Genomic DNA, 24,170 nt, shown 5'->3' with positions numbered 1-24,170 from the left:
TTAGAAGTTGCTCTGGACCCAACGCTTGAGTCGTTCAAGCACAGGGCCCTTCGGTTCATCGCCATAGCTGTTGTTGCTGCTGTTGCTGTTGCTGATACCGGTCAGGGACGGGTCCTCGGACTGCTTCTGCAGGCCATAGGTGAGCAGGCCCACGCCGGTGGAATAGATCGGGTTGCGCACCACGTCGCTCAGGCCCCGAACGCTGTGCGGCACGCCCAGGCGTACCGGCATGTGGAAGATTTCCTCGGCCAGTTCCACGGCGCCTTCCATCTTTGCGGTGCCGCCGGTGAGGACGATGCCGGCTGGCACGAGGTCCTCGAAGCCGCTGCGACGCAGTTCGGCCTGGATCAGGGTGAACAGCTCGTCGTAACGCGGCTCCACCACTTCGGCCAGGGCCTGGCGCGACAGCTCGCGCGGCGGGCGGTCGCCGACGCTCGGCACCTTGATGGTCTCGCCAGCGCCGGCCAGCTTGGCCAGGGCGCAGGCGTAGCGGATCTTGATTTCCTCGGCGTACTGCGTGGGGGTGCGCAGGGCCATGGCGATGTCGTTGGTGACCTGATCGCCCGCGATCGGGATCACCGCGGTGTGACGGATCGCGCCTTCAGTGAAGATGGCGATGTCGGTGGTGCCGCCGCCGATATCCACCAGGCACACGCCCAGTTCTTTTTCGTCGTCGGTCAGCACCGAGTAGGCCGAGGCCAACTGCTCGAGGATGATGTCGTCGATTTCCAGCCCGCAGCGGCGCACGCACTTCTCGATGTTCTGCGCCGCGTTGACCGCGCAGGTGACCACATGGACCTTGGCTTCCAGGCGCACGCCCGACATGCCCAGGGGCTCGCGCACGCCTTCCTGGTTGTCGATCACATAGTCCTGCGGCAGGGTGTGCAGCACCCGCTGGTCGGCCGGAATGGCCACGGCCTGGGCGGCGTCGAGCACGCGCTCGAGGTCGGCGGTGCTGACTTCGCGGTCGCGGATGGCGACGATGCCGTGGGAGTTCAGGCTGCGGATGTGGTTGCCGGCCACGCCGACGAACGCCGAGTGGATGCGGCAGCCGGCCATCAGCTGGGCCTCTTCGACGGCGCGCTGGATCGACTGCACGGTCGATTCGATGTTCACCACCACGCCCTTCTTCAGACCGCGGGACGGATGGGTGCCGATCCCGACGATCTCCAGGGTGCCGTCCTCGCCGACCTCACCCACCAGCGCCACCACCTTGGAAGTGCCGATGTCCAGCCCGACGATCATTTTGCCGCTATGCGCGTTTGCCATGGTCCTGCCTCTCTCTAATTCTTCGCAACGGCGGGTTGGGCCGTCGTCGGTGCATTCGGTTCCCGCCAACCAACGGCAAGTCCGTTGGAATAACGCAGATCGATGCGGGCGATATTGGTGATCTGGTCTTTAAGCGATTTGTCGTAAATGGCAATGAAACGGCGCATCTTCTCCACCAGATGGTCGCGCCCCAGCAGCAGCTCGACGCCCGCACCGGCGCTGCCCGCACCGGTGGTCAGGAACCAGCTGCCTCGCTCGCGCAGCTCCAGGCGAGCGATGGAAAAGCCCATGGGGCGCAGCATCTGGCTCAATACCTGATACTGCTGCATGACTTGTTGCTGAGCGCGCTGCGGCCCGAACAGCTGCGGCAGGTGCTCGTAGTTGGCCAGCTCGCGCGGCGTGAAGGCCTGGCCCTGGTTGTTGAGCAAGGCCTCGTCGCCCCAGCGCGCCACCGGCAGCTGTTCTTCCAGGCGGATCACCACCTCGTCCGGCCACACCCGGCGCACTTCGGCGTGGGCGATCCAGGGCATCTGCTCCAGTTCGACGCGCATCGCCGCCAGGTCGACGGTGAAGAAACTCGCCGCCACATAGGGGGCGATCCGCTGCTGCACCGACTGCTGGCTGATGTAGCTGAGGTCGCCCTGCACGTCGATCTTGGTGATCGGCCGGTCGGCGTAAGGCATCAGGCGGATGGCGCCCTCGTAGGCGCCAAAGCCCGCGGCCACCAGCAGCACCGGCCACAGCAGGCGCTTGAGACCGCCGAAGCTCGGCCGTGGCAGGCGCGCCGATACGGGCTCGTCGGCCACCAGTCGGCTGGCACCACGCGGCACCGGCTTGCTACGGCCGGTCACGGGGGGCTGCTGACGTATCATCGCGCCTTGCATGTCTATTAACCTCTCGTCGCTACGCTGTCGGCCAGGATTGCCAGCACCAGTTGCTGGAAGTCCAGGCCGGCGGCACGGGCCGCCATGGGCACCAGGCTATGGTCGGTCATGCCCGGTGCGGTGTTGACTTCGAGCAGCCAGAACCGGCCCTGCTCGTCCTGCATCACGTCCAGACGGCCCCAGCCCTCGATGCCAACGGCATCACAGGCGCGCGCGGTCAGGTCGATCAGCTCCTGCTCCTTGACGCTGTCCAGGCCGCAAGGGATGCGGTACTGGGTGTCGTTGGCGATGTACTTGGCGTCGTAGTCGTAGAACACGTGCGGGGTGCCCAGCGCGATCGGCGGCAGCACCTGGCCGCGCAATACGGCGATGGTGAACTCCGGACCGTGGATCCACTGCTCGACCAGCACTTGCGAGTCGTACTTGGCGGCGTCTTTCCAGGCGGCGACCAGCTCTTGCTCGCTGTTCACCTTGGCCATGCCGATGCTCGAACCTTCATGGGCGGGTTTGACGATCAACGGGAAGCCCAGTTCCGCACTGGCGGCCACGCAATCCTGCTCGCTGGCCAGCACGGCGTGACGCGGCGTGGGGATGCCCAGGCTCTGCCACACCTGCTTGGTGCGCAGCTTGTCCATGGCCAGCGCCGAGGCGAGGATGCCGCTGCCGGTGTAGGGAATCCCCAGGCACTCGAGCAGGCCCTGCATGCTGCCGTCCTCACCGCCACGGCCGTGGAGGATGATGAAGGCGCGGTCGATCTTCTCGCTCTGCAGGCGGGTCAGCAGGTCGTCGCCGACGTCGATGGCGACGACGTCGACACCAGCGTTGGTCAGCGCCTCGATCACTGCCTTGCCCGATTTCAGGGAAACCTCACGCTCGGCACTCTTGCCACCGTACAGCACAGCGACGCGGCCAAAGGCCTTGACGTCCAGGGTCGAGTGCAACTTGTCGTAGGCGCTGGTCATTTCGACTTCTCCTGCTTGGCGCCTGCGAACAGCGGGCTTTTCATCAATTGCGGGGCCAGGCCACCGACATCACCGGCACCCTGGCAGATCAGGATGTCGCCGGCGCGCAGCAGCGGCTTGACCAGCGGCGCGAGCTCGGCGCCACGTTCGATGTAGATCGGATCGAGCTTGCCGCGCTGGCGGATGCTGTGGCACAGCTGGCGGCTGTCGGCGCCGGGGATCGGCTCTTCGCCGGCCGGGTAGACCTCCATCAGCAACAGCACGTTGGCATCGCCCAGCACCTGGACGAAATCGTCGTACAGGTCGCGGGTACGGCTGTAGCGGTGCGGCTGGTAGACGATCACCAGGCGGCGGCTCGGCCAACCGCCACGCACGGCCTTGATCACCGCGGCGACCTCGGTCGGGTGGTGACCGTAGTCGTCGACCAGCATCACGCTGCCACCGTCGACCGGCAGCTCGCCGTAGACCTGGAAGCGTCGACCGACGCCCTGGAAGCCCGACAGGCCCTGGACGATGGCCTCGTCGCTGATGCCTTCGTCGGTGGCGATGGCGATGGTGGCCAGGGCGTTGAGCACGTTGTGGTTGCCCGGCATGTTCACCGACACCTCGAGCGGCTCGCAGTCACGGCGCAGCACGGTGAAGTGAGTCTGCATACCCTGCTGACGCACGTTGATGGCGCGGATGTCAGCCTCTTCGCTGAAGCCGTAGGTGACGGTCGGGCGCTTGACCTGCGGCAGGATCTCGCGCACCACCGGGTCGTCCAGGCACATCACCGCCAGCCCGTAGAACGGCAGGTTGTGCAGGAACTCGACGAAGGTCTTCTTCAGCTTGTTGAAGTCGCCTTCGTAAGTGGCCATGTGATCGGCGTCGATATTGGTGACCACGGCGACCATCGGCTGCAGGTGCAGGAAGCTGGCGTCGCTCTCGTCGGCCTCGGCGATCAGGTAGCGGCTGGTGCCCAGTTGCGCGTTGGTGCCGGCCGCGGTCAGGCGACCGCCGATGACGAAGGTCGGGTCCAGGCCGCCGGCGGCGAACACCGAGGCCAGCAGGCTGGTGGTGGTGGTCTTGCCGTGGGTGCCGGCAACGGCCACGCCGTGGCGATAGCGCATCAGCTCGGCAAGCATCTCGGCACGCGGCACCACGGGAATCCGCCGCTCCAGGGCGGTGGCGACTTCCGGGTTGGCCGGGTTGATCGCGCTGGACACCACCAGCACATCGGCGTTGGCGGCATTCTCGGCGCGATGGCCGACGAAGATCTGCGCGCCGAACGACTGCAGGCGCTCGGTCACCGGCGACTCTTTCAGGTCGGAACCGGATACTTCGTAGCCCAGGTTCAGCAGCACTTCGGCGATGCCGCACATGCCCACGCCGCCGATGCCGACGAAATGGATGCGACGGATACGGCCCATCTTTGGCTGGGGCATGGCTTTCTGGCTCTCAACCATGGGCCACCTCCAGGCAGATATCGACCACGGTGCTGGTTGCGCCAGGTTTGGCCAGGCGGCGGGCGGTGCCGGCCATGGCGTTGAGTTTCTCGGGTTGCATCAGCACCTCGTTCAGGCGTTCAGCGAGCTGCGCTGCGCCAGTAGTCGCTTGTGGCATCAGGAAGGCGGCGCCTTCGCGAGCCAGGTATTGGGCGTTGTGGGTCTGGTGGTCGTCGATGGCATGGGGCAAGGGCACCAGCATCGAGGGCAGGCCCGCCGCCGCGAGTTCGCTGACGGTCAGGGCGCCGGCCCGGCACACCACCATATCGGCCCAGCCATAGGCATGGGCCATGTCCTTGATGAACGGTTCGACCTGGGCCTCGACACCTGCCTCGTGATAACGCTCGGCGGTGACCGGGGCGTGGTTTTTCCCGGCCTGGTGGAACACCTCGGGGCGCAGGTTCTCCGGCACTTCGGACAGGGCCTTAGGCAACAATTTGTTCAATGGTTCCGCACCCAGGCTGCCACCCATGACCAGCAGGCGCGCACGGCGCTCGGCCAGGGGCGCGCGCGCCGCGTCCATGAACAGCTCCGGACGCACCGGATTGCCGGTGGTACGCAGCTTGTCGCTGGCGGCGAAGGTGTCCGGGAAGGCTTCGCAGACACGCGCGGCCAACGGCAGCAGCAGGCGATTGGTGGTGCCGGCGCGGGCATTCTGCTCGTGGATCACCAGCGGCACCCCGCACAACCGCGCGGCAACACCGCCGGGCCCGGTCACATAGCCGCCGAAGCCGACCACGCAGACCGGCTTGAGCTGACGCACGATCCGCCGCGCCTGCAGCACGGCCTTGACCAGGGTGAACGGCGCCTTGAGCAGCGACAGCTTGCCCTTGCCACGCAGGCCGGTGACCTGGATCAGGTGCAACGGCAGGCCGGCCTGAGGCACCAGCTCGTTCTCGATGCCACGCGGGGTGCCCAGCCAGTGAACGCTGTAGCCACGGGCCTGGAACTCGCGGGCGCAGGCCAGGGCCGGGAACACGTGCCCCCCGGTACCGCCCGCCATGATCAGGATGTTCTTGCCGTCAGCGGCCATGGCTGGTCTCCTCGGCAAAATCGCTCTCCTTGAATTCGTGCTCCTCGCTGCCCAGGTGCGTGCGGCTCTCCCACTCGATCCGCAGCAAAAGCCCCACGCAGGCGCAGCAGATCACCAGTGAGCTGCCGCCGTAGCTGAGGAACGGCAGGGTCAGGCCCTTGGTCGGCAGCAGGCCGACGTTCACGCCGATGTTGATCAGGAACTGGCCGATCCACAGGAACGACAGGCCAAAGGCCATGTAGGCGGCGAAGAACTGCTTGGCCTTCTCGGCCCACAGGCCGATGTACAGCGCGCGCACAGTGATGAAGACGAACAGCGCGATGGTCAGCAGCGAACCGACCACGCCGAGCTCTTCAGCCAGCACCGAGAACACGAAGTCGGTGTGCGCCTCGGGCAGGTAGAACTGCTTCTGCACGCTGTTGCCAAGGCCCACGCCCAGCCACTCGCCGCGGCCGAAGGCGATCAGCGCCTGGGTCAGCTGATAGCCGGAGCCGAACTGGTCGGACCAGGGGTCGGTGAAGGTGATCAGTCGCGCCATGCGGTACGGTTGGGCCTGGACCAGCACCACCACCGAAATGACCGCCAGCACCACCATCAGCGAGAAGCGGAACAACCCCACCCCACCGAGGAACAGCATGGCCGCCGCGGCGCCCATCATCACCACCGTGGCGCCGAAGTCTGGCTCCATCAGCAACAGGCCGGCCATCGGCAGCAGCACGATGAACGGCTTGAAAAAGCCCATCCAGCTTTCGCGCACCTCGGTCTGCCGGCGAACCAGGTAGCCGGCGAGGTAGATCACAACGAAGACCTTGGCGATCTCCGACGGCTGCACGTTGAAGAAGCTGAAGCCGATCCAGCGCATCGAACCGTTCACCTCGCGGCCGATGCCTGGCACCAGCACCAGCACCAGCAGACCGAAGGCGCCTATCAGCATGAGGAAGCCCATGCGCTGCCAGGTGGCGATCGGCACCAGCATGGTCAACACCCCGGCCCCCAGGCCGAGGGAGACATACACCAGGTGGCGGATCATGTGGTACAGCGGGTTGCCCGACTGCACCGCGGCCACCTCCGAGGAGGCCGAGGTGATCATCACCAGGCCCAGGCCGAGCAGCGCCAGGCAGCCGGCCAGCAGTGGGAAGTCGAGGTCGATGCCACGGCCGCTGATCAGCGGCGACGGATACGGCTTGAGGATGCCGAAGATCATGCCAGCCCCTCCGCCGCCTGGGCGAACAGGCGCCCGCGTTCTTCGAAGTTCTTGAACATGTCGAGGCTGGCGCAGGCAGGCGACAGCAGGACCGCGTCGCCCGGCTGCGCCAGTTCGGCACAACGCTGCACGGCTTCGTCGAGGGTCTTGACCCGGACCTGCGCCACGGCATCGCCCAAGGTTTCAGCCAGACGCTCGGCGTCACGGCCAAGCAGCACGACGGCACGGCAATGCTGAGCCACCGGCTCGCGCAGGGCAGCGAAGTCAGCGCCCTTGCCATCACCACCCGCGATCAGTACCAGCTTGCCTTCGATATCGGCGCCCAGGCCTTCGATGGCCGCCAGGGCGGCACCGACGTTGGTGGCCTTGGAATCGTCGTACCAGTTCACCCCGTTGCGCTCGCGCACCCACTGGCAGCGATGGGCCAGGCCCTTGAACTCGCGCAGGGCGTCGAGCATTGGCGCGAAGGGCAGGCCGGCGGCATGACCGAGAGCCAGCGCGGCCAGGGCGTTGCTCTGGTTGTGGGCGCCACGGATCTTCAGCTCACGCACCGGCATGAGCGTCTGGAATTCGAACGCCAGGTACTTCTCGCCCTCCACTTCGCGCAGGCCAAAGGCCTTGAAGTCCGGCGCGTTGAGCCCGAAGCTCCAGCTCGGCCGGCCTTCGACCGGCAATGGACGGCTCAGGGCATCCTGACGGTTCACCACCACCTGGCGGGCACCGCGGAAGATCCGGTGCTTGGCCAGGTGATAGGCCGGCAGTCCGCTGTAGCGGTCCATGTGGTCTTCGCTGATGTTCAGCACGGTGGCCACTTCGGCGTTGAGCTGGTCGGTGGTTTCCAGCTGGAAGCTCGACAGCTCCAGCACGTACAGCTCGACATCGTCGTCCAGCAGGTCGAGGGCCGGGGTACCGAGGTTGCCACCGACAGCCACACGTTTGCCTGCCTTGGCGGCCATTTCGCCGACCAGGGTGGTGACGGTGCTCTTGGCGTTGGAGCCGCTGATGGCGATGATCGGTGCCTTGGCGTGGCGGGCGAACAACTCGATGTCGCCCGACAGCTTCACCCCTCGCGCGGCGGCATGCTGCAGGGCAGGCGTGGCCAGGGCCAGGCCGGGGCTCACGTACAGCTCGTTGGCCCGGCACAGGAAGTCCACGTCGAGCTCGCCACAGCGCACTTCCACCTGCGGGTACTCACGGCGCAGGGTGTCCAGTTCCGGCGGTTGCTCGCGGGTGTCGGCGACCGCAAAGGCAATGCCCCGGTTCGCCAGGAAGCGAACCAGGGACATGCCGCTCTTGCCGAGGCCGACAACGATGCGGAATTGGTCGGAAGCGATCAGTGACACGCTCGTTTACCTCAGTTTCAGGGTGGCAAGGCCAATCAGCACCAGAATCACGGTGATGATCCAGAAGCGGACGATCACCCGTGGCTCGGGCCAACCCTTGAGTTCAAAGTGGTGGTGGATCGGCGCCATGCGGAACACGCGCTTGCCGGTGAGCTTGAACGAAGCCACCTGGATGACCACCGACAGGGTTTCCATCACGAACACGCCGCCCATGATGAACAGGACGATTTCCTGGCGGACGATCACCGCGATGGTACCCAAGGCCGCGCCCAGCGCCAGGGCGCCGACGTCGCCCATGAATACCTGGGCCGGATAGGTGTTGAACCACAGGAAGCCCAGGCCGGCACCGATCAGCGCGCCGCAGAACACGATCAGCTCGCCCGCGCCCGGCACGTAAGGGATCAGCAGGTATTCAGCGAACTTCACGTTACCCGACAGGTAGCAGAAGATGCCCAGGGCACCGCCGACCATCACCGTCGGCATGATCGCCAGGCCATCGAGGCCGTCGGTCAGGTTGACCGCGTTGCTTGAGCCGACGATGACGAAATAGGTCAGCACGATGAACCCGGCGCCCAGCGGAATCGCCAGGTCCTTGAGCATCGGGATGATCAGCGTGGTCTCGACGCTGGTCGGCGCGGTCTTGTACAGGAAGATCGCCGCAGCCAGGCCGAACACAGACTGCCAGAAATACTTCCAGCGGCTCGGCAGGCCACGGGAGTTCTTTTCGATTACCTTGCGGTAGTCGTCGACCCAGCCGATGGCGCCGAACGCCAGGGTGACGATCAGGACCACCCACACGTAGCGGTTGGTCAGGTCGGCCCACAGCAGGGTGCTGATGGCAATGGCCGACAGGATCAGCGCGCCGCCCATGGTCGGGGTGCCGGATTTGGACAGGTGCGATTGCGGGCCGTCATTGCGCACGGCCTGACCGATCTGGCGGATCTGCAGGGTACGGATCATCCACGGGCCCAACCACAGGGCCAGGGACAACGCGGTCAGCACACCCAGGATCCCGCGCAGGGTCAGGTACTGAAAGACCGCGAAGCCCTTGTGGAACTGTTGCAGATACTCAGCCAACAGCAGCAGCATTAATGTTTCTCCCCGCTGGCACCACACAGTGCAGCCACGACGTTTTCCATCGCAGCGCTGCGCGAGCCCTTGATCAAGATAGTGGTATCGCTGGTATTCTCGGCGCCAACGGCAGCGATCAGCTCAGCTTGAGTAGCGAAATGGCGGCCATTGGCGCCGAACGCCTTGACCGCATGGGCCATGTTGGTGCCCACCGCGTACAGCGCGTCGACCTTGCCGCGGGCATAGTCGCCCACCTGGCGGTGGCCTTCCTCGGCCCATTGTCCCAGTTCGCCGATATCCCCGAGCACCAGAACGGTGCGCCCGGAAAAGCCGGCGAGTATATCAATGGCGGCGCACATCGAGGTGGGATTTGCGTTGTAGCTGTCGTCGATGACCCGCACGCCGCTGGGTGCGATCTGCGCCACGGTGCGGCCCTTGACCGGTTGCATGGCGGCAAGGCCCGCGGCGATGCCGCTCAGGCTCAGACCAACGGCATGGGCAGCGGCTGCCGCGGCCAGGGCGTTGCTGACGTTGTGGGTGCCGAGCAGGTTCAACTGCACCGAGACGCTGCCGTCCGGGCCGTGCAGGGTGAACGACGGGCAGCCACGGGCGTCGCGCCCGATGTCGCTGGCATGGAAGTCCGCCTGCGGGTTGTCCAGGGCGAAACTGAAGATGCGGTGATTGCCCGCCCGCTTGCGCCAGATCTCGAACGCCTTGTCGGCCAGGTTGAGGATGGCCGTGCCGCCCTCGCCCAGGCCTTCAAGGATCTCGCCCTTGGCTTCGACGATCTTCTCCGGGCCACCGAACTCGCCGACGTGGGCAGTACCGGCGTTGTTGATGATCACCACCTGCGGTCGGGTCAGGCCGACGGTATAGCGGATCTCGCCGATGCGCGAGGCGCCCAGCTCGATCACCGCGGCGCTGTGCTGCGGAGCGATCTCGAGCAGGGTCAGCGGTGCGCCGAGGTCATTGTTCAGGTTGCCCCGGGTGGCATGCACCGGTCCACGGGTACGCAGGATCGCGGCGAGCATTTCCTTGACCGTGGTCTTGCCGCTGGAACCAGTGATGGCCACCACCGGTTTGTCGAAGGCGGCACGGTTCAGCGCGCCGAGCTGGCCGAGGGCGACACGGCAGTCGGCGACCAGCAGCTGCGGCAGTTCGACACCGGCGACTTCGCGCTCGACCAGCGCGGCGACCGCGCCCTTGGCCTTCACGTCAGCCAGGTAGTCGTGGCCATCGAAGCGCGGCCCGGTCAGGGCGACGAACAGTTGGCCGGCGACGACACTGCGGCTGTCGATGCTCACGCCTGTGAAGCTGGCGTCGGCGCCTGCCAGACGCGCATTCAGGGCGCCGGTCAGCTGGCTGAGGATCATCGGCTTAAGCATGTGGCGCCTCCCAGGCTGCAAGTGCCTTGTCGGCTTCGACCAGGTCGGAGAAGTCATGGCGCTGGCCATTGATCTCCTGGTAATCCTCGTGCCCCTTGCCAGCCAGGACGATCACGTCGTCAGCACTGGCACTGGCGATCAGCTGGGCAATGGCCGCGCCACGGCCGGCGACGAACGCGACGGCCGCAGGCTTGGCGAATCCGGGGCGAATATCGTCGAAGATCCGCATGGGGTCTTCGCTACGCGGGTTGTCGTCGGTGACCAGCACTCGGTCGGCCAGGCGCTCGGCCACTTCAGCCATCAGCGGGCGCTTGCCAGCGTCACGATCGCCACCACAGCCGAACAGGCACAGCAGCTTGCCGTGAGCGTGCGGACGCAGGGCTTCGAGTACTTTTTCCAAGGCATCCGGAGTGTGGGCGTAATCGACCACCACCAGCGGCTTGTCTCCGCCACCCAGGCGCTGCATGCGGCCGACCGGCCCTTGCAGTTGCGGGATGACCTTGAGAATTTCGTCCAGCGGGTAATCCAGCGCCATCAGTGTGGCTACCACCGCCAGCATGTTGCTCAGGTTGAAACGCCCCAGCAGGCGGCTACGCAAGACATGCTCGCCCTGCGGGGTGACGATCACGGCGCGCACGCCATCATCGTTGAAGGCAGCCTCTTTGCAGAACAGCGACGCCGCCGAATCCTGCAGGCTGTAGCTGATCAGGCGCGATGTGGCAGGAGCATCTGCCAGGCGACGCCCAAAGTCATCATCCAGGTTGACCACCCGGGCACGCAGGCTCGACCAGGCGAACAGCTTGGCCTTGGCGGCCTCGTAGGCCTCCATGCTGCCGTGGTAGTCCAGGTGGTCGCGGGACAGGTTGGTCATCACCGCGATATCGAAGTCCAGCGCGGCAACCCGACCCTGCTCGAGCGCATGGGAAGATACCTCCATGGCCACGGCCTTGGCCCCGCCCTTCTTCAGGTCATTCAAGGTCGATTGCACGGCGATCGGGTCCGGCGTGGTCAGGCGGCCGCTCTGTAGCTCGCCATAAAAACCGGTGCCGAGGGTGCCGATCAGGCCACAGCGGTTGCCCAGGGCGTCAAGCGCCTGGGCCAGCAGTTGGGTCACGCTGGTCTTGCCATTGGTGCCGGTCACGCCGACCAGGTCGAGCTGACGGCTCGGCTCGCCATAGAAGCGGCCGGCGATCTGCGACAGCTGGCCGATCAGACCCTTGACCGGAATAAGCGGCGCATCGGTGAGCGGCAGCACGCTGGCGCCCTGCTCTTCATAGGCCACTGCGGCGGCGCCACGAGCCAGCGCATCGGCAATATGCGCGCGACCATCGACCTTGGCCCCCGGCACGGCCAGGAACAGGTCGCCCGGGCGCACGGCGCGGCTGTCCAGGGTCAGCTCGCGGATCAACGGATCGCGGCTGGCATGGGCAAACAGTTTGCTCAATGGCATCGTCATCAACCTCGCCCTCCCTTGGCGGGTACTGCGCTGGCTTGCTGCGTCGAAGGCGGCAGGTTGTCCGGCGGTACATTCATCAGGCGCAGGGTGCCCGACATCACTTTGCTGAATACGGGGGCCGAGACCAGGCCACCGAAGTAACCGCCCTTGCTCGGCTCGTCGATGACCACGACGATGGCGTAGCGCGGATCGCTCATCGGGCCGAAGCCGGCGAACAGCGAACGGTAGGCGTTCTCGGTGTAGCCCTTGGAACCGACGGTGGCCTTGCGCGCGGTACCCGACTTGCCACCCACGTGATAGAACGGCACCTGGGCGCGGAACACCCCACGTGGCGCCTCGATCACCTGCTGCAGCATGGCCTGCACGGTTTCGGCGGTTTCCTTGGGGATGGCCTGCACCGCTTCCGGCGCCTTGTCGACCTTGAGAATCGACAGCGGCACCATCTTGCCGTCGTTGGCCAGCGCGGCGTAGGCATGCACCAGTTGCAGGGCGGTCACCGACACGCCATAGCCATACGACAGGGTCGCGGTCTCGGCCTTGCGCCACTCGCGGTGGTTGGGCAGGTTGCCGACGCGCTCTCCTGGGAAGCCGAGGCCGGTGTACTGGCCCAGGCCGACCTGGGACATCACCCGATAGATGGCCTCGCCACCGATATCGAAGGCGATCTTGCTCATGCCGACGTTGGACGAGTTGATCAGGATGCCGGTCAGGTCGAGGATCGGGCCCTCGCTCCTGGACACGTCCTTGATGGTGTAGCGGCCGATCTGCAAGCTGCCCGGATACACCTCGACCTTGTCAGTGGGTTTCCACCGGCCGCTCTGCAGCGCAGCACTCATGGAGATCGGCTTGACCGTCGAACCCGGCTCGAAGACGTCGATGATCGCCCGGTTGCGCATGGCCGCCGGGAACATGCTGCGGCGGTTGTTCGGGTTGTAGGTCGGCTGGTTGACCATGGCCAGGACCTCACCGGTCTTGACGTCCATGATCACCAGGCTGCCGGCCTTGGCTTCCTGTTCGGCGATCGCGTTGCGCAGTTCGCGGGTGGCCAGGTATTGCAGGCGCAGGTCTATCGACAACGCCAAGGTCTTGCCGGCCTTGGCGTTCTTGGTTACCTGGATATCCTTGATCAGCCGACCACGCCGGTCCTTGATCACCTGCCGCTTGCCGGGCACTCCCGCAAGCCACTCGTCGTAGGCCAGCTCGACGCCCTCACGACCATGGTCGTCCAGGTCGGTGAAGCCGACCATGTGCGCGGTGACATCGCCTGCCGGATAGAAGCGACGGAACTCCTCCAGGCCATAGACACCCGGCACCTTCAGGTCGAGCACGTGCTGGCCCTGCTCCGGGGTCAGGCCACGGACCAGGTAGATGAATTCCTTGTTGGCCTGCTGGGTCAGGCGCTCGGTCAGCTGCTGCGGGTTCTGCCCCAGCGCGGCGGCCAGTTGCGGCCAGCGATCCTTTGCTGCCTGCATTTCCTTGGGGTTGGCCCACAAGGTGGTGACCGGAGTACTGACGGCCAGCGGCTCGCCGTTGCGGTCGGTGATCAGGCCACGGTGCGCAGGAATGGGAATATGGCGCAGACTGCGGGCATCACCCTGGCCTTTGAGGAAGTCACGGTCGACCACCTGCAGGTCGATGATGCGCCAGCAGATGGCACCGACCATCAGCGCCAGCAAGCCGATGACCACCCTGAACCGCCAAGGATAGAGCGCGCCCTCGAGCTTCATCATGGCGCCACCATCCGCACTTCGTCAGCGGCGGGCACGCGCATCTTGAGCTGCTCGGAGGCCAGGCTCTCGATACGGCTGGACGCGGTCCAGGTGCTTTGCTCGAGGATCAGCCGCCCCCACTCGGCCTGGGCCTTGTCGCGCTCGCTCAGTTCACCGTACAGGGTGTTGAGCAGTTGGCGGTTCCAGTGGGCACTGTAGGAGACGGCAATGGCCGAAATCAGGACGGCGACGAACAGCAGGAGCATCAGGAAGCTTCCGCCTGGCAAAGGCTTGGCAAACAGCCGGCTCACCGCAACTTCTCCGCCACCCGCATCACGGCGCTGCGCGACCGCGGGTTGGCCTTGAGTTCGGCTTCGGAGGCGAACTGCGCCTTGCCGATGAGCTTGATCTTCGGCTCGAAGGTCTTGTGCTGCACCGGCAGGTTGCGCGGCAGGTTGTCCGCTTCGCCCTTGACCAGCTTGCGCATGAACAGTTTGACGATACGGTCTTCCAGCGAGTGGAAACTGATCACCGCCAGGCGGCCACCCACTTCGAGGGCATCGAGCGCGGCTTCAAGGCCCGCCTCGAGGTCACCCAGCTCATTGTTGACGTGAATGCGCAGCCCCTGGAACGCTCGAGTGGCCGGATTCTTGCCCTTCTCCCAGGCCGGATTGGCGACCTTGAGCACCTCGGCCAGGTCGGCGGTACGGGTGAACGGCTGCTTCTCGCGACGCTCGACCACGGCACGCGCCATGCGCCCGGCGAAACGCTCCTCGCCATACTCCTTGAACACACGGGCGATTTCCTCGACCGGCGCAGTGGCGATGAACTCGGCGGCGCTGATACCCTGGTTCGGGTTCATGCGCATGTCCAGCGGGCCGTCGTTGAGGAAACTGAAGCCACGCTCGGGGTCATCGAGCTGCGGCGAAGACACGCCCAGGTCAAGCAGGATGCCGCTGACCTTGCCTGCCAGGCCGCGCTCGGCCACCTCGGCACCCAGCTCGGCAAAGCTGCGCTGCACAATGACAAAGCGGCCGTCTTCGGCCGCTAGCGCTTGCCCGGTGGCAATCGCCTGTGGATCCTTGTCGAACCCCAGCAGCCGCCCCTGCGGCCCGAGCTTGCTGAGGATCAGGCGGCTGTGGCCGCCACGCCCGAAGGTGCCGTCCAGATAGCAACCGTCGGCGCGCAGAGCCAAGGCCTCGACGGCTTCGTCGAGGAGGACGGTGATGTGGTTGAAGCCGCTATCTATGGTCACAGGATCAGGTCACGCAAATCATCGGGCATGGCGCCCGGTTGTTGAATAGCTGCAAGGTCGGCTGCCGAAACCGCGTTCCAGGCATCCTCGTCCCACAGCTGGAATTTGTTCAGCTGCCCCACCAGCATCGCCTTCTTGTCCAGCTTGGCGTACTCACGCAGGCGCGGCGGCACCAGGAAACGTCCACTACCATCGAGGTCCAGGTCAACCGCATTGCCGATCAGCAAACGCTGCAGGCGACGGTTTTCCTCACGCAACGACGGCAGGGCGCGCAGCTTGGCTTCTATCTGTTCCCACTCGTCGAGGGGATAAACACACAAGCAGGGATCAACGGCGTCGATGGTCACGATCAACTGACCATTGCAACGCGAATCGAGCTCGTCACGGTACCGGCTCGGCATGGCGAGACGGCCCTTGGCATCGAGGCTGACGGCGTTGGCTCCGCGGAACACGGCTGCGATTCCCCACAATGTTAGCTTTTTTGTGTCAGAAAACCCACTTCATCCCACTTTCTGCCACTTGCGCACACTATAGGAATCCGCCCGCCACACCGTCAAGGCACGTTCATAGGGAAATCCCTTACAGGACGGCGATTTAGCGCAACAAAGGAAGATGGAAGGATTAACAGAGAGGAAAAATGACGAAAAAAATCAAACACACTCAAGCGGATAGGGCGTTGAGTTAAAGTAATTTATTAAGAGTAAGAATTTTTCGGTATTACCAGGTCAGATCTGCTATCGATTCAAGCAGGGAAGGAAGAGGTGGAGAGTCGATCTGTAAGCCGGGTTTTGTCGAGGACAGTCATTCCTCTACGACGGCCATCACTGGACGCCTCTAGCAACCTACCCGGTTCCGACGCGGGCCACGCCGTATGGAACCCTATTTGGTCTTGCTCCGAGTGGGGTTTACCTAGCCACGGACTGTTGCCAGCCGTGCGGTGCGCTCTTACCGCACCTTTTCACCCTTACCGGCACCGAAGTGCTTAGGCGGTTGTTTTCTGTGGCACTTTCCGTAGGCTCGCGCCTCCCAGGCGTTACCTGGCACTCTGCCCTATGGAGCCCGGACTTTCCTCCCCCGACTTTTGCGGAACAAAAGACGGCAGCGACTGTCCGATCGACTCTCCGCCGACAAGGTTACCGGTAGCCGCGCCCAAGAACAAGCGATGCAACAAATAATGTCATTACGCCATTAATGGGATTTCTGTTTTTCCAGCGCCAACTGGTAGAGCAGGTTCTTGCGCACACCGGTAATTTCGGCCGCCAAAGCCGCGGCCTTCTTCAACGGCAACTCGGCCAGCAGCAAATCCAGCACGCGCTGGACCTCGGCGCTGATGGCCTGATCGCCCTCCGGCGCGCTCCAGCCCGCCACCAGCACAACACACTCACCGCGCTGCTGGTTGCTGTCGCCCTGCACGAACGCGCGCAGCTCGGCCAGGGGCAGCCCTTTAAGGGTCTCGAAGGTCTTGGTGATCTCGCGCGCCAATACCGCCGGACGATCGCCACCGAACACCGCCTCCATGTCTTCCAGGCACTCAAGAATACGATGCGGCGCCTCATAGAAGATCAGCGTGCGCGACTCTTCCCTGACCTGCTCCAGACGCGCCCGGCGCCCGGCGGCTTTCGCCGGCAGGAATCCCTCGAAGATAAAGCGGTCCGACGCCAGCCCCGCCGCCGACAGCGCAGCGATCAGCGCACAAGCACCGGGTACCGGCACCACTTGCACACCGGCGGCACGCGCCTGGCGCACCAGGTGATAGCCCGGGTCGGAAATCAATGGCGTGCCGGCGTCGGACACCAGTGCCACATCATCGCCGGCCAGCAGACGGGTGATGAAGCGCCCGCCTTCGTCGCGCTCGTTGTGCTCATGGCAGGCCGCCAGCGGCGTATCGATGCCGAAGTGTTGCAGCAGGCGCACCGAGTGACGGGTGTCCTCGGCGGCGATCAGGCTCACATCGGCCAGCACCTTCAACGCCCGGGCGCTCATGTCGTCGAGGTTGCCGATGGGCGTGGCGACGACGTAAAGCTTGCCCAACGTGGATTTCGAAACCCCTGCAACATCAGTCACTGCGCACACCTGCTTTTCGGATCAAAGGTCGCCATTGTAGCCCGAGCGCCGGTAACAGGGCGCAAAGAACTTCACCCCGGCGCTGCTGGCGGCCACCTATAGTGAAGGATCAGTGTCGACGAGATCGCGCCCCGCCCCCCGCTTGGGTACAATTGCCGGCCAACTTGATCGAGTAACAGGACCTTTACATGATCGCTTGTCTGCGGCTGCTCACAGCCCTCTGCCTCGCTGCCCTGCTGGCAGCCTGCGCCAGCTCGCCCTCATCCAGCCTGGGCGAACTGCCACGCACCCCGGACGCCAGCATCGAGCAACTGCTCGAGAAGGCGGCCTCCAGCAAGTCCGCCGAGGACGCGGCCCTGCTGCGCCTGAGCGCCGCGGACCTGGCATACAAGCACAAGGACTTCCCGCGCGCGGCCCGGATCCTCGAGCAGGTCCAACTGGAACCGCTCAAGCCCGCCCAGCAGGTGTTCGCCTCGACCCTGGCCGCGGAACTGGCCATGAGCCGCAACCAGCCCAAGGCCGCCCTGACCGCCCTCGCGCACCCGAGCCTGCAACGCGTCGGCGAACTGCCGGCTGAGCAGCAGGTTCGCACCTACAGCGTCCACGCCGCCGCCCTCGAGGCCGACGGCCAGGCCCTGGCTGCCACCCAGCAGCGCGTGCTGCTGGCGCCGTTGCTCAGCGAGCAGGCCGCCGCCGCCAACAACGACGCCACCTGGGCTCTGGTTGCATCGCTGCCCGCCGAACAGCTGCAACAGCCCGCCGCCAACGAGACCCTGGCCGGCTGGACCAGCCTGGCCCTCGCCGTCAAGCGCGCCGGCACCCTGGAGCAGCAACAGGCCGCCATCGACACCTGGCGCCAGCAACACCCCGAGCACCCGGCTGCCAGGCAATTGCCGACCGCCCTGGTCAAACTCAAGGAACTGGCCAGCCAACCACTGACCAAGATCGCCCTGCTGCTGCCCCAGGAAGGCCCGCTGGCCGGTGTCGCCCGCGCCCTGCGCGACGGCTTCATGGCCGCCCATTTCCAGGCACAGCAAGGTGGCCAGCCGGCCCCCGCCGTACAGGTGTTCGACAGCTCGCGCATCACCTCGCTGGATGACTTCTACCGCCAGGCCCAGGCCGCTGGCGTGCAACTGGTGGTCGGCCCGCTGGAAAAACCGCTGGTCAAGAAACTCGCCGCCTACCCGCAACTGCCCATCACCACCCTGGCCCTGAACTACGCCGACGCCGGCCAGAAAGCCCCGCCGCAACTGTTCCAGTTCGGCCTGGCCGCCGAGGACGAAGCCCGCGAAGTCGCCCGCCGCGCCCGCGCCGACGGCATGGTCCGCGCCGTGGCCCTGGTGCCGAGCGGTGAGTGGGGCGACCGCGTGCTCGCCGCCTTCCGCCAGGACTGGGAAGGCAATGGCGGTACCCTGATCAGCGCCCAGCGCATCGCCCAGCCGGTTGCCCTCGCCCAGCAGATCGCCGACCTGTTCCAACTGCGCCAGAGCGAAGGCCGCGCCAAGAGCCTGCAGAGCACCGTCGGCGGTAACATCGCCGCCCAGCCTTCGCGTCGCCAGGACATCGACTTCATCTTCCTCGCCTCGACGCCACAACAAGCCCAGCAGATCAAACCGACGCTGAACTTCCAGTACGCCGGCGACGTACCGGTCTACGCCACCTCCAACCTGTACAGCGCCAGCGGCGACGTCAACCAGTACAACGACATGAACGGCATCCGCTTCTGCGAAACGCCGTGGCTGCTGGACACCACCAACAGCCTGCGCCAGCAGGTCGTGCAGCAGTGGCCGCAGGCCGCCGGCAGCCTCGGCCGGCTGTATGCCATGGGCGTCGACGCCTACAGCCTGGCGCCACGCCTGGGCCAGCTCAAGGCACTGCCGGACAACCGCGTCGAGGGCCTGTCGGGCAGTCTGAGCATGAACGCCAGCCAGCGCGTCGAGCGCCAACTGCCGTGGGCCGAGTTCGCCGGTGGCCAGGTCAAGCGCCTGCCGGACACGCCGCGCTGATGCCCGGCGCATCGCCCAGCCGCGCCGGCCAGGCCGCCGAGGACCACGCCCTTGAATACCTTCAGGGGCAAGGCCTGCGGCTGCTGGCGCGCAACTGGCGATGCAAGCGGGGCGAGCTCGATCTGGTCATGCTCGATGCCGATACAGTAGTATTCGTCGAAGTCCGCTACCGGTTGCATGCGGAGTTCGGCGGAGCGCTCGCCAGTATCGATGGGCGCAAGCAGCAGCGACTGGCGCTGGCCGCCAACCTCTTCCTGCAGCAAGCGCCCTGCTGGGCCACCCACCCCTGCCGTTTCGACGTTGTCGCCCTGCAGGGCCAGGGGCATGCGGGGCAACCGCTTCAATGGCTGAAAAACGCCTTCGAATGCTGAACCCAATTCGATTTTCTAGCTCTATGTTTCGCGGGCTGGTCACTGTTGCGCGTAGCAAAGGCCACCGCCCCTCTTAAGGTCACCCAGATGGACATGCAATCCCGAATCCGCCGACTGTTCCAGAACAGCATCGACACCAAGCAACAGGCAATGGACATCCTGGCACCCTACATCGAGCAGGCCAGCCTGGTCATGGTCAACACCCTGCTCAACGACGGCAAGATGCTCGCCTGCGGCAATGGCGGCTCGGCCGGCGACGCCCAGCATTTCTCATCGGAACTGCTCAACCGCTTCGAGCGCGAACGCCCGAGCCTGCCGGCCATCGCCCTGACCACCGACAGCTCCACGCTCACCTCGATCGCCAACGACTACAGCTACAACGAAGTCTTCTCCAAGCAGATCCGCGCCCTGGGCCAGCCCGGCGACGTCCTGCTGGCAATCTCCACCAGCGGCAACTCGGCCAACGTGATCCAGGCGATCCAGGCCGCCCATGACCGAGAAATGATCGTCGTTGCCCTGACCGGGCGCGACGGCGGCGGCATGGCCTCGCTACTGCTGCCCGAGGACGTGGAAATCCGCGTCCCCTCGAGCGTGACCGCACGCATCCAGGAAGTCCACCTGCTGGCGATCCACTGTCTGTGCGACCTGATCGACAGCCAACTGTTCGGGAGTGAAGAATGATCTCCAAGCGTCTCGGCCTGATGGCCCTAACCCTGTGCCTGGGTGTCTCCGGTTGCAGTTCCGTGCTGACCTCGACCCGCAACTCGCCGATCGAGGACGACCGCGGCACCCGCACCATCGGCAGCAAGATCGACGACTCGCTGATCGAGACCAAGGTCTCGGTCAACATCGCCAAGGCCAACCCGGAGCTGGACAAGGGTTCGCACATCGTCGTCAGCAGCTACAACGGCGTGGTGCTGCTTGCCGGCCAGACACCGCGCGCTGACCTCAAGTCCCTTGCCGAGCAGACCGCCGGCCAGGTGCAGCGGGTCAAGAAGGTGCATAACGAGCTGCAGGTGATGCAGCCATCGTCGATTCTGGCGCGCAACAACGACGCCTGGCTGACCACCAAGATCAAGACCCAGATGCTGACCGACGAGAGCGTTCCCAGCTCGCGCATCAAGGTGATCACCGAGAACGGTATTGTCTATCTGCTCGGCCTGGTCCGCCAGCAGGAGGCCAACGCCGCCACCAACGTGGTGCAGGGCGTGTCGGGCGTGCAGAAGATCGTCAAGCTGTTCGAATACATCGACTGACAACCCTTCGGCGGGCGTCAGGACGCTCGCCTTTCCCCTCTGATCCAGGAAGTACTCCATGAAAAAGTTGCTGCTGCCCGCCCTGCTGATCGGCGCCTTCGCCACCTTGGCCGGCTGCTCCACCCCGAGCGTGATCACCCTCAACGATGGTCGCGAACTGCAGACCACCGACACTCCGCACTTCGACCGCAACTCCGGCTTCTACGAGTTCAAGCAACTGGACGGCAAGCCGACCCGCATCAACAAGGACCAGGTGCAGAGCATCAAGGACCTGTAATTGCGAAATGGCGGTTCAGGCAGGTCAAGCAAAACGCCCGATGCTCAGCATCGGGCGTTTTGCTTTTCAGGGCCTCAGAACGCCCAGTCCAGGGTCAGGCCGACCCCGTGGCTCTTGTCGCGGCTACCCAGCAGTCCGTTGTAGTCGAGGTTGACCCGGGCCTGACGCCCCAGGCTGATCCCCGCCCGTGCGCCAACCACCGCCGCATCACGGTCCAGGGACAGCGCCTGGACCTTGTAGCTATCGCCCTGGCCGGCAAAGGCCAGATGCTGGTCGGACCCGGTGGAGCTCAGGTTGTGCTGCCAACCCAGGGTGGCGGATAGCTCCACCGCCTGGCCGCTGGACAATTGCAGCTGCTTACCGGCGCGCATGCCCAGGGTAGAGAGCCAGGCATCACGGTTATCCCGCCCACCCTCGAGCGCGGCGGCGCCGCCATGTTCCTTGAAGCTATCGCTGGCGATATGCACATAGGCCAGGTTGGCGAACGGCTCCAGGGCCATGCCAGGCACCGCGACCTTCCAGGCGGCCTCGCCGAACACCTGGGTGCTCTGCGCATCACGCTTGCTCTTCTGGCGATCGCTGACCTCGTTGTACTGCAGCTCGCGCTTGGTCTCGATGCGATGCCAGCTGTGGCTGCCGCCCAGGCTCAGGCGCACCTGCTCCAGTTCCTTGCCGGCATAGGCACCCAAGTGGTAGCTGTCGACGCTGGCCGAGGAATGACGACCATCACCCATGCTCAGCGAGCTGTCGCTGTAGCCGGTGAAGACGCCAAGGCGGGTGTCCTCGCTCATCTGCCCGTCGACACCCAGCAGCATGCCGCCGATCGAACTGCTGTAGCGCGCATGGCCAGAATCACCGTCGGCCTTGCCCCAGGCCCCCAGGGCCTTGACCCACAGGCCGTTGCCTTGGGCGTCCATGGCCGGCGCGGCGGCGACACCCTGCTGGCGGGTACGCTCGCCCACGGCGTCGCGCAACTGGCGACTATCGTTGAGCAGCAGATTGCCCACCGCCGGGTGGATTTCACCGGACAGTTGATCGAACGCCTGCCGGGCGCTGCCGGCATCAGCCGACAACAACAGGCTCTCGTAGACCGGATTGCCCGCGCCGAGCCGTTCGGCGGCCGCGGCCACCGAACGCTGGTTGGCGGTCAGGCCGACACTGGCGAAGCTGGCGCTACGTTGCACCGCCAGCTGCACCCCGGTGCCGGTGTAGGCCAGGCCACCACCAAGGAACAGCAGGTTGGACTGCACAGCGGCAAAACCGCCCTGCACGCCGCCAGCGGCCTGCAGGATGTCGAACTGACGTCCCACCAGGCTGGTTGCCGGCTGGGACTGCAGCGAAACCCCGGGATTCTGCAGATCCAGGGCCAGGTTCGCACCGTTTACAGAAACCGTGCCATCGCTGACCAGGCGGTCGCTGCCAGTAGCATCAAGCTCCACGGCATAGGTCGAGCCCGGTTGGAAGGTGACATCGGAGCCCACCCGCAGGGTGCCGATGGAGTTGCCTGGCGCCACCACCCCGCCACGGTTGACCACCAGCGCACCGATCCGGCCATTGCCGCCCAGCACGCCGCCGTCATTGACCGTCACCGTCGATTGCAGCGAGCCATTGACCGCCAGCCGCCCCTGGTTGACCAGGGTGGGACCTGCGTAGGTGTTGTTGCCGCTGAGCACCAGGGTGCCGATACCCTGCTTGGTCAGGCCACCATGGCCGGAGATATCGTTACTCCACAGGTCCAGTACGCAGCTAAGGCCGTTGCAGAGTCGCTGGGTCGGCCTACCGGCGTCCACCACGGCGCCGACACCCGGCAGATCAACCACGAACTGGCTCGGGCCGTAGCCGCCGGCGATGCGGAACTCCTCGGGGATGTCCTGCTCGGTGACCAACATGCCCGGACCGCGGATCCCCTTGTCCAGGTTGATCATGCCCCACCCGTACAAGGCATCGATGCCGGGCGCGCCCATGTCGGTGGCGGTGGTGCGCAGCACGCTGGCGATCTGTGCGCCGCTCATGTAGGGGAAGCGCTCCATCAGCACCGCCGCCGCGCCGGCGGCATGGGGCGCGGCCATGGACGTGCCGTTCTTGTTGGCATAGCCCTGGGTCAGGTCCTCCAGACTGGTGCCGCCGATCACCGCGCTGTAGATCCGGGTACCGGGAGCCGAGACGCAGAAGCTCGCGGTATAGCCGCAACGGGAAGAGAACGTGCTGGCCAGGTACGGGTTGGCGCTACTGGTGTCGGGGTTCTGCTGCAACGCCGCCACGGTCATCCAGTTCGGGGCGATGTCCGGAACGAAATAGCCCAGGCCGGCAATCGCGTCGGGGTTGTTCAGGTTGTAGTCGTTGCCGGCGGCGAAGATCGTCAGGACTCCGCTGCGGGCGGCGGCGATGGCCCCGTCGTAGGCGCCGCCAGGCAAGGTGCCCAGCAGTGGCTGTATCTGCGCGAACTGTGCGCGGGCATCGTCCACGGTAAAATGCGGAAAGTCCGGATTGCGCCCGCCCTTGGCGAAGCGATCGGTGATACCGATGCCCCAGCTGTTGTTGATGATCCGCGCGCCGCTGGCCACCAGGCTGTCCCAGCCGGCCTTGTACACCGCGCCATCGTTGCCCAGGACGATGCCATCCTCGGGGCCGGGGTCGCCGTTGTCGGCGCTGATGATCTGCGCATCATAGGCCACGCCGTGCATCGACTCGCCATCACGGTTGCCGGCGGCGATCCCGCCGACGTGGGTGCCGTGGGAGCCGAGCTTGCCGTCCGAGCCCACCGACGGGCTGCCGTCATAGCGGAACGCATCGCCGGCCTTCACCGGGATATAGGGGTCGGTGTACTGGCGAATGCCGCTGGTGACCAGGGTCACGATCTTGTCCTTGCCGGCGAACTCGGGGTGCGGGGCATATACCGGCTGGTCGAAAATCCCCAGCTTCACCCCCTTGCCGCTGTAGCCGGCGGCATAGGCGCTGTCGGCGTGGATCGCCCCCAGCCCCCAGTCGGCCTTGAACTCGCTGCTGCGCCAGCTGCCGGCATCGCCGAGGCGCCCACTCTCCACGTAGGGCGCGGCCTGGGCCGTGCCCATCAGCGCCGCCCAACCCACCAATGCCCGCCCCAGTGGGGCCAAGGCCCAGCCCTGCGCGAGTGCGCTGTCA

General features: G+C 65.5%; 21 protein-coding genes and 1 other RNA gene. 5 read left to right on the top strand and 17 right to left on the bottom strand.

Annotation, left to right across the window (positions count from 1 at the left end):
* The 16 genes from ftsA to rsmI all read right to left on the bottom strand — a co-directional run bounded on the left by ftsA (window position 1) and on the right by rsmI (window position 17,119).
* Window positions 1-1,269: a cell division protein FtsA gene (gene ftsA / locus AC25MA_RS12920; RefSeq protein WP_028689735.1), complete on the bottom strand. Its 1,269-nt coding sequence runs from the start codon at window positions 1,267-1,269 to the stop codon at window positions 1-3.
* 14 nt (window positions 1,270-1,283) lie between these two features.
* Window positions 1,284-2,153 carry a cell division protein FtsQ/DivIB gene (locus AC25MA_RS12915; RefSeq protein WP_062364074.1) on the bottom strand — a complete coding sequence of 290 codons (870 nt, stop codon included), beginning with the start codon at window positions 2,151-2,153 and terminating at the stop codon, window positions 1,284-1,286.
* 5 nt (window positions 2,154-2,158) lie between these two features.
* Window positions 2,159-3,115 (bottom strand): D-alanine--D-alanine ligase, encoded by a 957-nt coding sequence (locus AC25MA_RS12910; RefSeq protein ID WP_028689737.1) that lies wholly within the window; start codon window positions 3,113-3,115, stop codon window positions 2,159-2,161.
* Complete coding sequence (gene murC, locus AC25MA_RS12905; protein ID WP_028689738.1) at window positions 3,112-4,560, bottom strand: UDP-N-acetylmuramate--L-alanine ligase; 1,449 nt, start codon at window positions 4,558-4,560, stop codon at window positions 3,112-3,114. The genes AC25MA_RS12910 and murC overlap by 4 nt, the downstream gene beginning before the upstream one ends.
* Window positions 4,553-5,632, bottom strand: coding sequence for an undecaprenyldiphospho-muramoylpentapeptide beta-N-acetylglucosaminyltransferase (murG, locus tag AC25MA_RS12900; RefSeq protein WP_062364072.1), 1,080 nt, complete (start codon window positions 5,630-5,632; stop codon window positions 4,553-4,555). Before murG ends, murC begins: the two co-directional genes overlap by 8 nt.
* Window positions 5,622-6,836, bottom strand: a complete 1,215-nt coding sequence (gene ftsW, locus AC25MA_RS12895; protein WP_028689740.1) for a putative lipid II flippase FtsW — start codon at window positions 6,834-6,836, stop codon at window positions 5,622-5,624. The genes murG and ftsW overlap by 11 nt, the downstream gene beginning before the upstream one ends.
* On the bottom strand, window positions 6,833-8,179 hold the full coding sequence (gene murD, locus AC25MA_RS12890) for a UDP-N-acetylmuramoyl-L-alanine--D-glutamate ligase (protein WP_486972080.1): 1,347 nt from the start codon (window positions 8,177-8,179) through the stop codon (window positions 6,833-6,835). The genes ftsW and murD overlap by 4 nt, the downstream gene beginning before the upstream one ends.
* Before the next feature lie 6 nt (window positions 8,180-8,185).
* Complete coding sequence (mraY, locus tag AC25MA_RS12885) at window positions 8,186-9,268, bottom strand: phospho-N-acetylmuramoyl-pentapeptide-transferase (protein WP_028689742.1); 1,083 nt, start codon at window positions 9,266-9,268, stop codon at window positions 8,186-8,188.
* A complete protein-coding gene (locus AC25MA_RS12880; RefSeq protein WP_069016109.1) occupies window positions 9,268-10,635 on the bottom strand; it encodes a UDP-N-acetylmuramoyl-tripeptide--D-alanyl-D-alanine ligase in 1,368 nt (455 codons plus the stop codon). Before AC25MA_RS12880 ends, mraY begins: the two co-directional genes overlap by 1 nt.
* Window positions 10,628-12,091, bottom strand: a complete 1,464-nt coding sequence (locus AC25MA_RS12875; RefSeq protein WP_028689744.1) for a UDP-N-acetylmuramoyl-L-alanyl-D-glutamate--2,6-diaminopimelate ligase — start codon at window positions 12,089-12,091, stop codon at window positions 10,628-10,630. Before AC25MA_RS12875 ends, AC25MA_RS12880 begins: the two co-directional genes overlap by 8 nt.
* The gene (locus tag AC25MA_RS12870; RefSeq protein ID WP_162175252.1) at window positions 12,091-13,818 is read right to left on the bottom strand and encodes a peptidoglycan D,D-transpeptidase FtsI family protein; all 1,728 of its coding nucleotides are present in this window, start codon (window positions 13,816-13,818) and stop codon (window positions 12,091-12,093) included. Before AC25MA_RS12870 ends, AC25MA_RS12875 begins: the two co-directional genes overlap by 1 nt.
* Window positions 13,818-14,111: a cell division protein FtsL gene (gene ftsL / locus AC25MA_RS12865; RefSeq protein ID WP_028689746.1), complete on the bottom strand. Its 294-nt coding sequence runs from the start codon at window positions 14,109-14,111 to the stop codon at window positions 13,818-13,820. The genes AC25MA_RS12870 and ftsL overlap by 1 nt, the downstream gene beginning before the upstream one ends.
* Window positions 14,108-15,055, bottom strand: a complete 948-nt coding sequence (rsmH, locus tag AC25MA_RS12860; RefSeq protein WP_028689747.1) for a 16S rRNA (cytosine(1402)-N(4))-methyltransferase RsmH — start codon at window positions 15,053-15,055, stop codon at window positions 14,108-14,110. Before rsmH ends, ftsL begins: the two co-directional genes overlap by 4 nt.
* Window positions 15,052-15,507 carry a division/cell wall cluster transcriptional repressor MraZ gene (gene mraZ / locus AC25MA_RS12855; RefSeq protein WP_028689748.1) on the bottom strand — a complete coding sequence of 152 codons (456 nt, stop codon included), beginning with the start codon at window positions 15,505-15,507 and terminating at the stop codon, window positions 15,052-15,054. The genes rsmH and mraZ overlap by 4 nt, the downstream gene beginning before the upstream one ends.
* A gap of 309 nt (window positions 15,508-15,816) precedes the next feature.
* An RNA gene (gene rnpB, locus AC25MA_RS12850) (RNase P RNA component class A) lies at window positions 15,817-16,176 on the bottom strand.
* Between the two features lie 67 nt (window positions 16,177-16,243).
* Window positions 16,244-17,119, bottom strand: a complete 876-nt coding sequence (gene rsmI / locus AC25MA_RS12845; protein WP_028689749.1) for a 16S rRNA (cytidine(1402)-2'-O)-methyltransferase — start codon at window positions 17,117-17,119, stop codon at window positions 16,244-16,246.
* Window positions 17,120-17,307: 188 nt separating this feature from the next.
* Here rsmI and AC25MA_RS12840 point away from each other — a divergent pair, with 188 nt between their 5' ends.
* The 5 genes from AC25MA_RS12840 to AC25MA_RS12820 all read left to right on the top strand — a co-directional run bounded on the left by AC25MA_RS12840 (window position 17,308) and on the right by AC25MA_RS12820 (window position 21,029).
* On the top strand, window positions 17,308-19,125 hold the full coding sequence (locus tag AC25MA_RS12840) for a penicillin-binding protein activator (RefSeq protein WP_486972079.1): 1,818 nt from the start codon (window positions 17,308-17,310) through the stop codon (window positions 19,123-19,125).
* Window positions 19,125-19,496 carry a YraN family protein gene (locus AC25MA_RS12835; protein WP_028689751.1) on the top strand — a complete coding sequence of 124 codons (372 nt, stop codon included), beginning with the start codon at window positions 19,125-19,127 and terminating at the stop codon, window positions 19,494-19,496. Before AC25MA_RS12840 ends, AC25MA_RS12835 begins: the two co-directional genes overlap by 1 nt.
* A gap of 87 nt (window positions 19,497-19,583) precedes the next feature.
* Window positions 19,584-20,177 (top strand): phosphoheptose isomerase, encoded by a 594-nt coding sequence (locus AC25MA_RS12830; RefSeq protein ID WP_028689752.1) that lies wholly within the window; start codon window positions 19,584-19,586, stop codon window positions 20,175-20,177.
* Window positions 20,174-20,752 (top strand): BON domain-containing protein, encoded by a 579-nt coding sequence (locus AC25MA_RS12825; RefSeq protein ID WP_062364064.1) that lies wholly within the window; start codon window positions 20,174-20,176, stop codon window positions 20,750-20,752. The genes AC25MA_RS12830 and AC25MA_RS12825 overlap by 4 nt, the downstream gene beginning before the upstream one ends.
* 58 nt (window positions 20,753-20,810) lie before the next feature.
* Complete coding sequence (locus AC25MA_RS12820; protein ID WP_028689754.1) at window positions 20,811-21,029, top strand: YgdI/YgdR family lipoprotein; 219 nt, start codon at window positions 20,811-20,813, stop codon at window positions 21,027-21,029.
* A 74-nt stretch (window positions 21,030-21,103) separates the two neighbouring features.
* Here the strand turns inward: AC25MA_RS12820 and AC25MA_RS12815 are convergent, their stop codons facing one another.
* Window positions 21,104-24,100, bottom strand: a complete 2,997-nt coding sequence (locus AC25MA_RS12815) for an autotransporter domain-containing protein (RefSeq protein WP_189662021.1) — start codon at window positions 24,098-24,100, stop codon at window positions 21,104-21,106.
* Window positions 24,101-24,170 lie beyond the last annotated feature (70 nt).

Source organism: Pseudomonas sp. P65(2024) (assembly GCF_057480955.1).
Note: the sequence above shows the minus strand (reverse complement) of the source record. Positions and strands in the feature narration are given on the sequence as shown.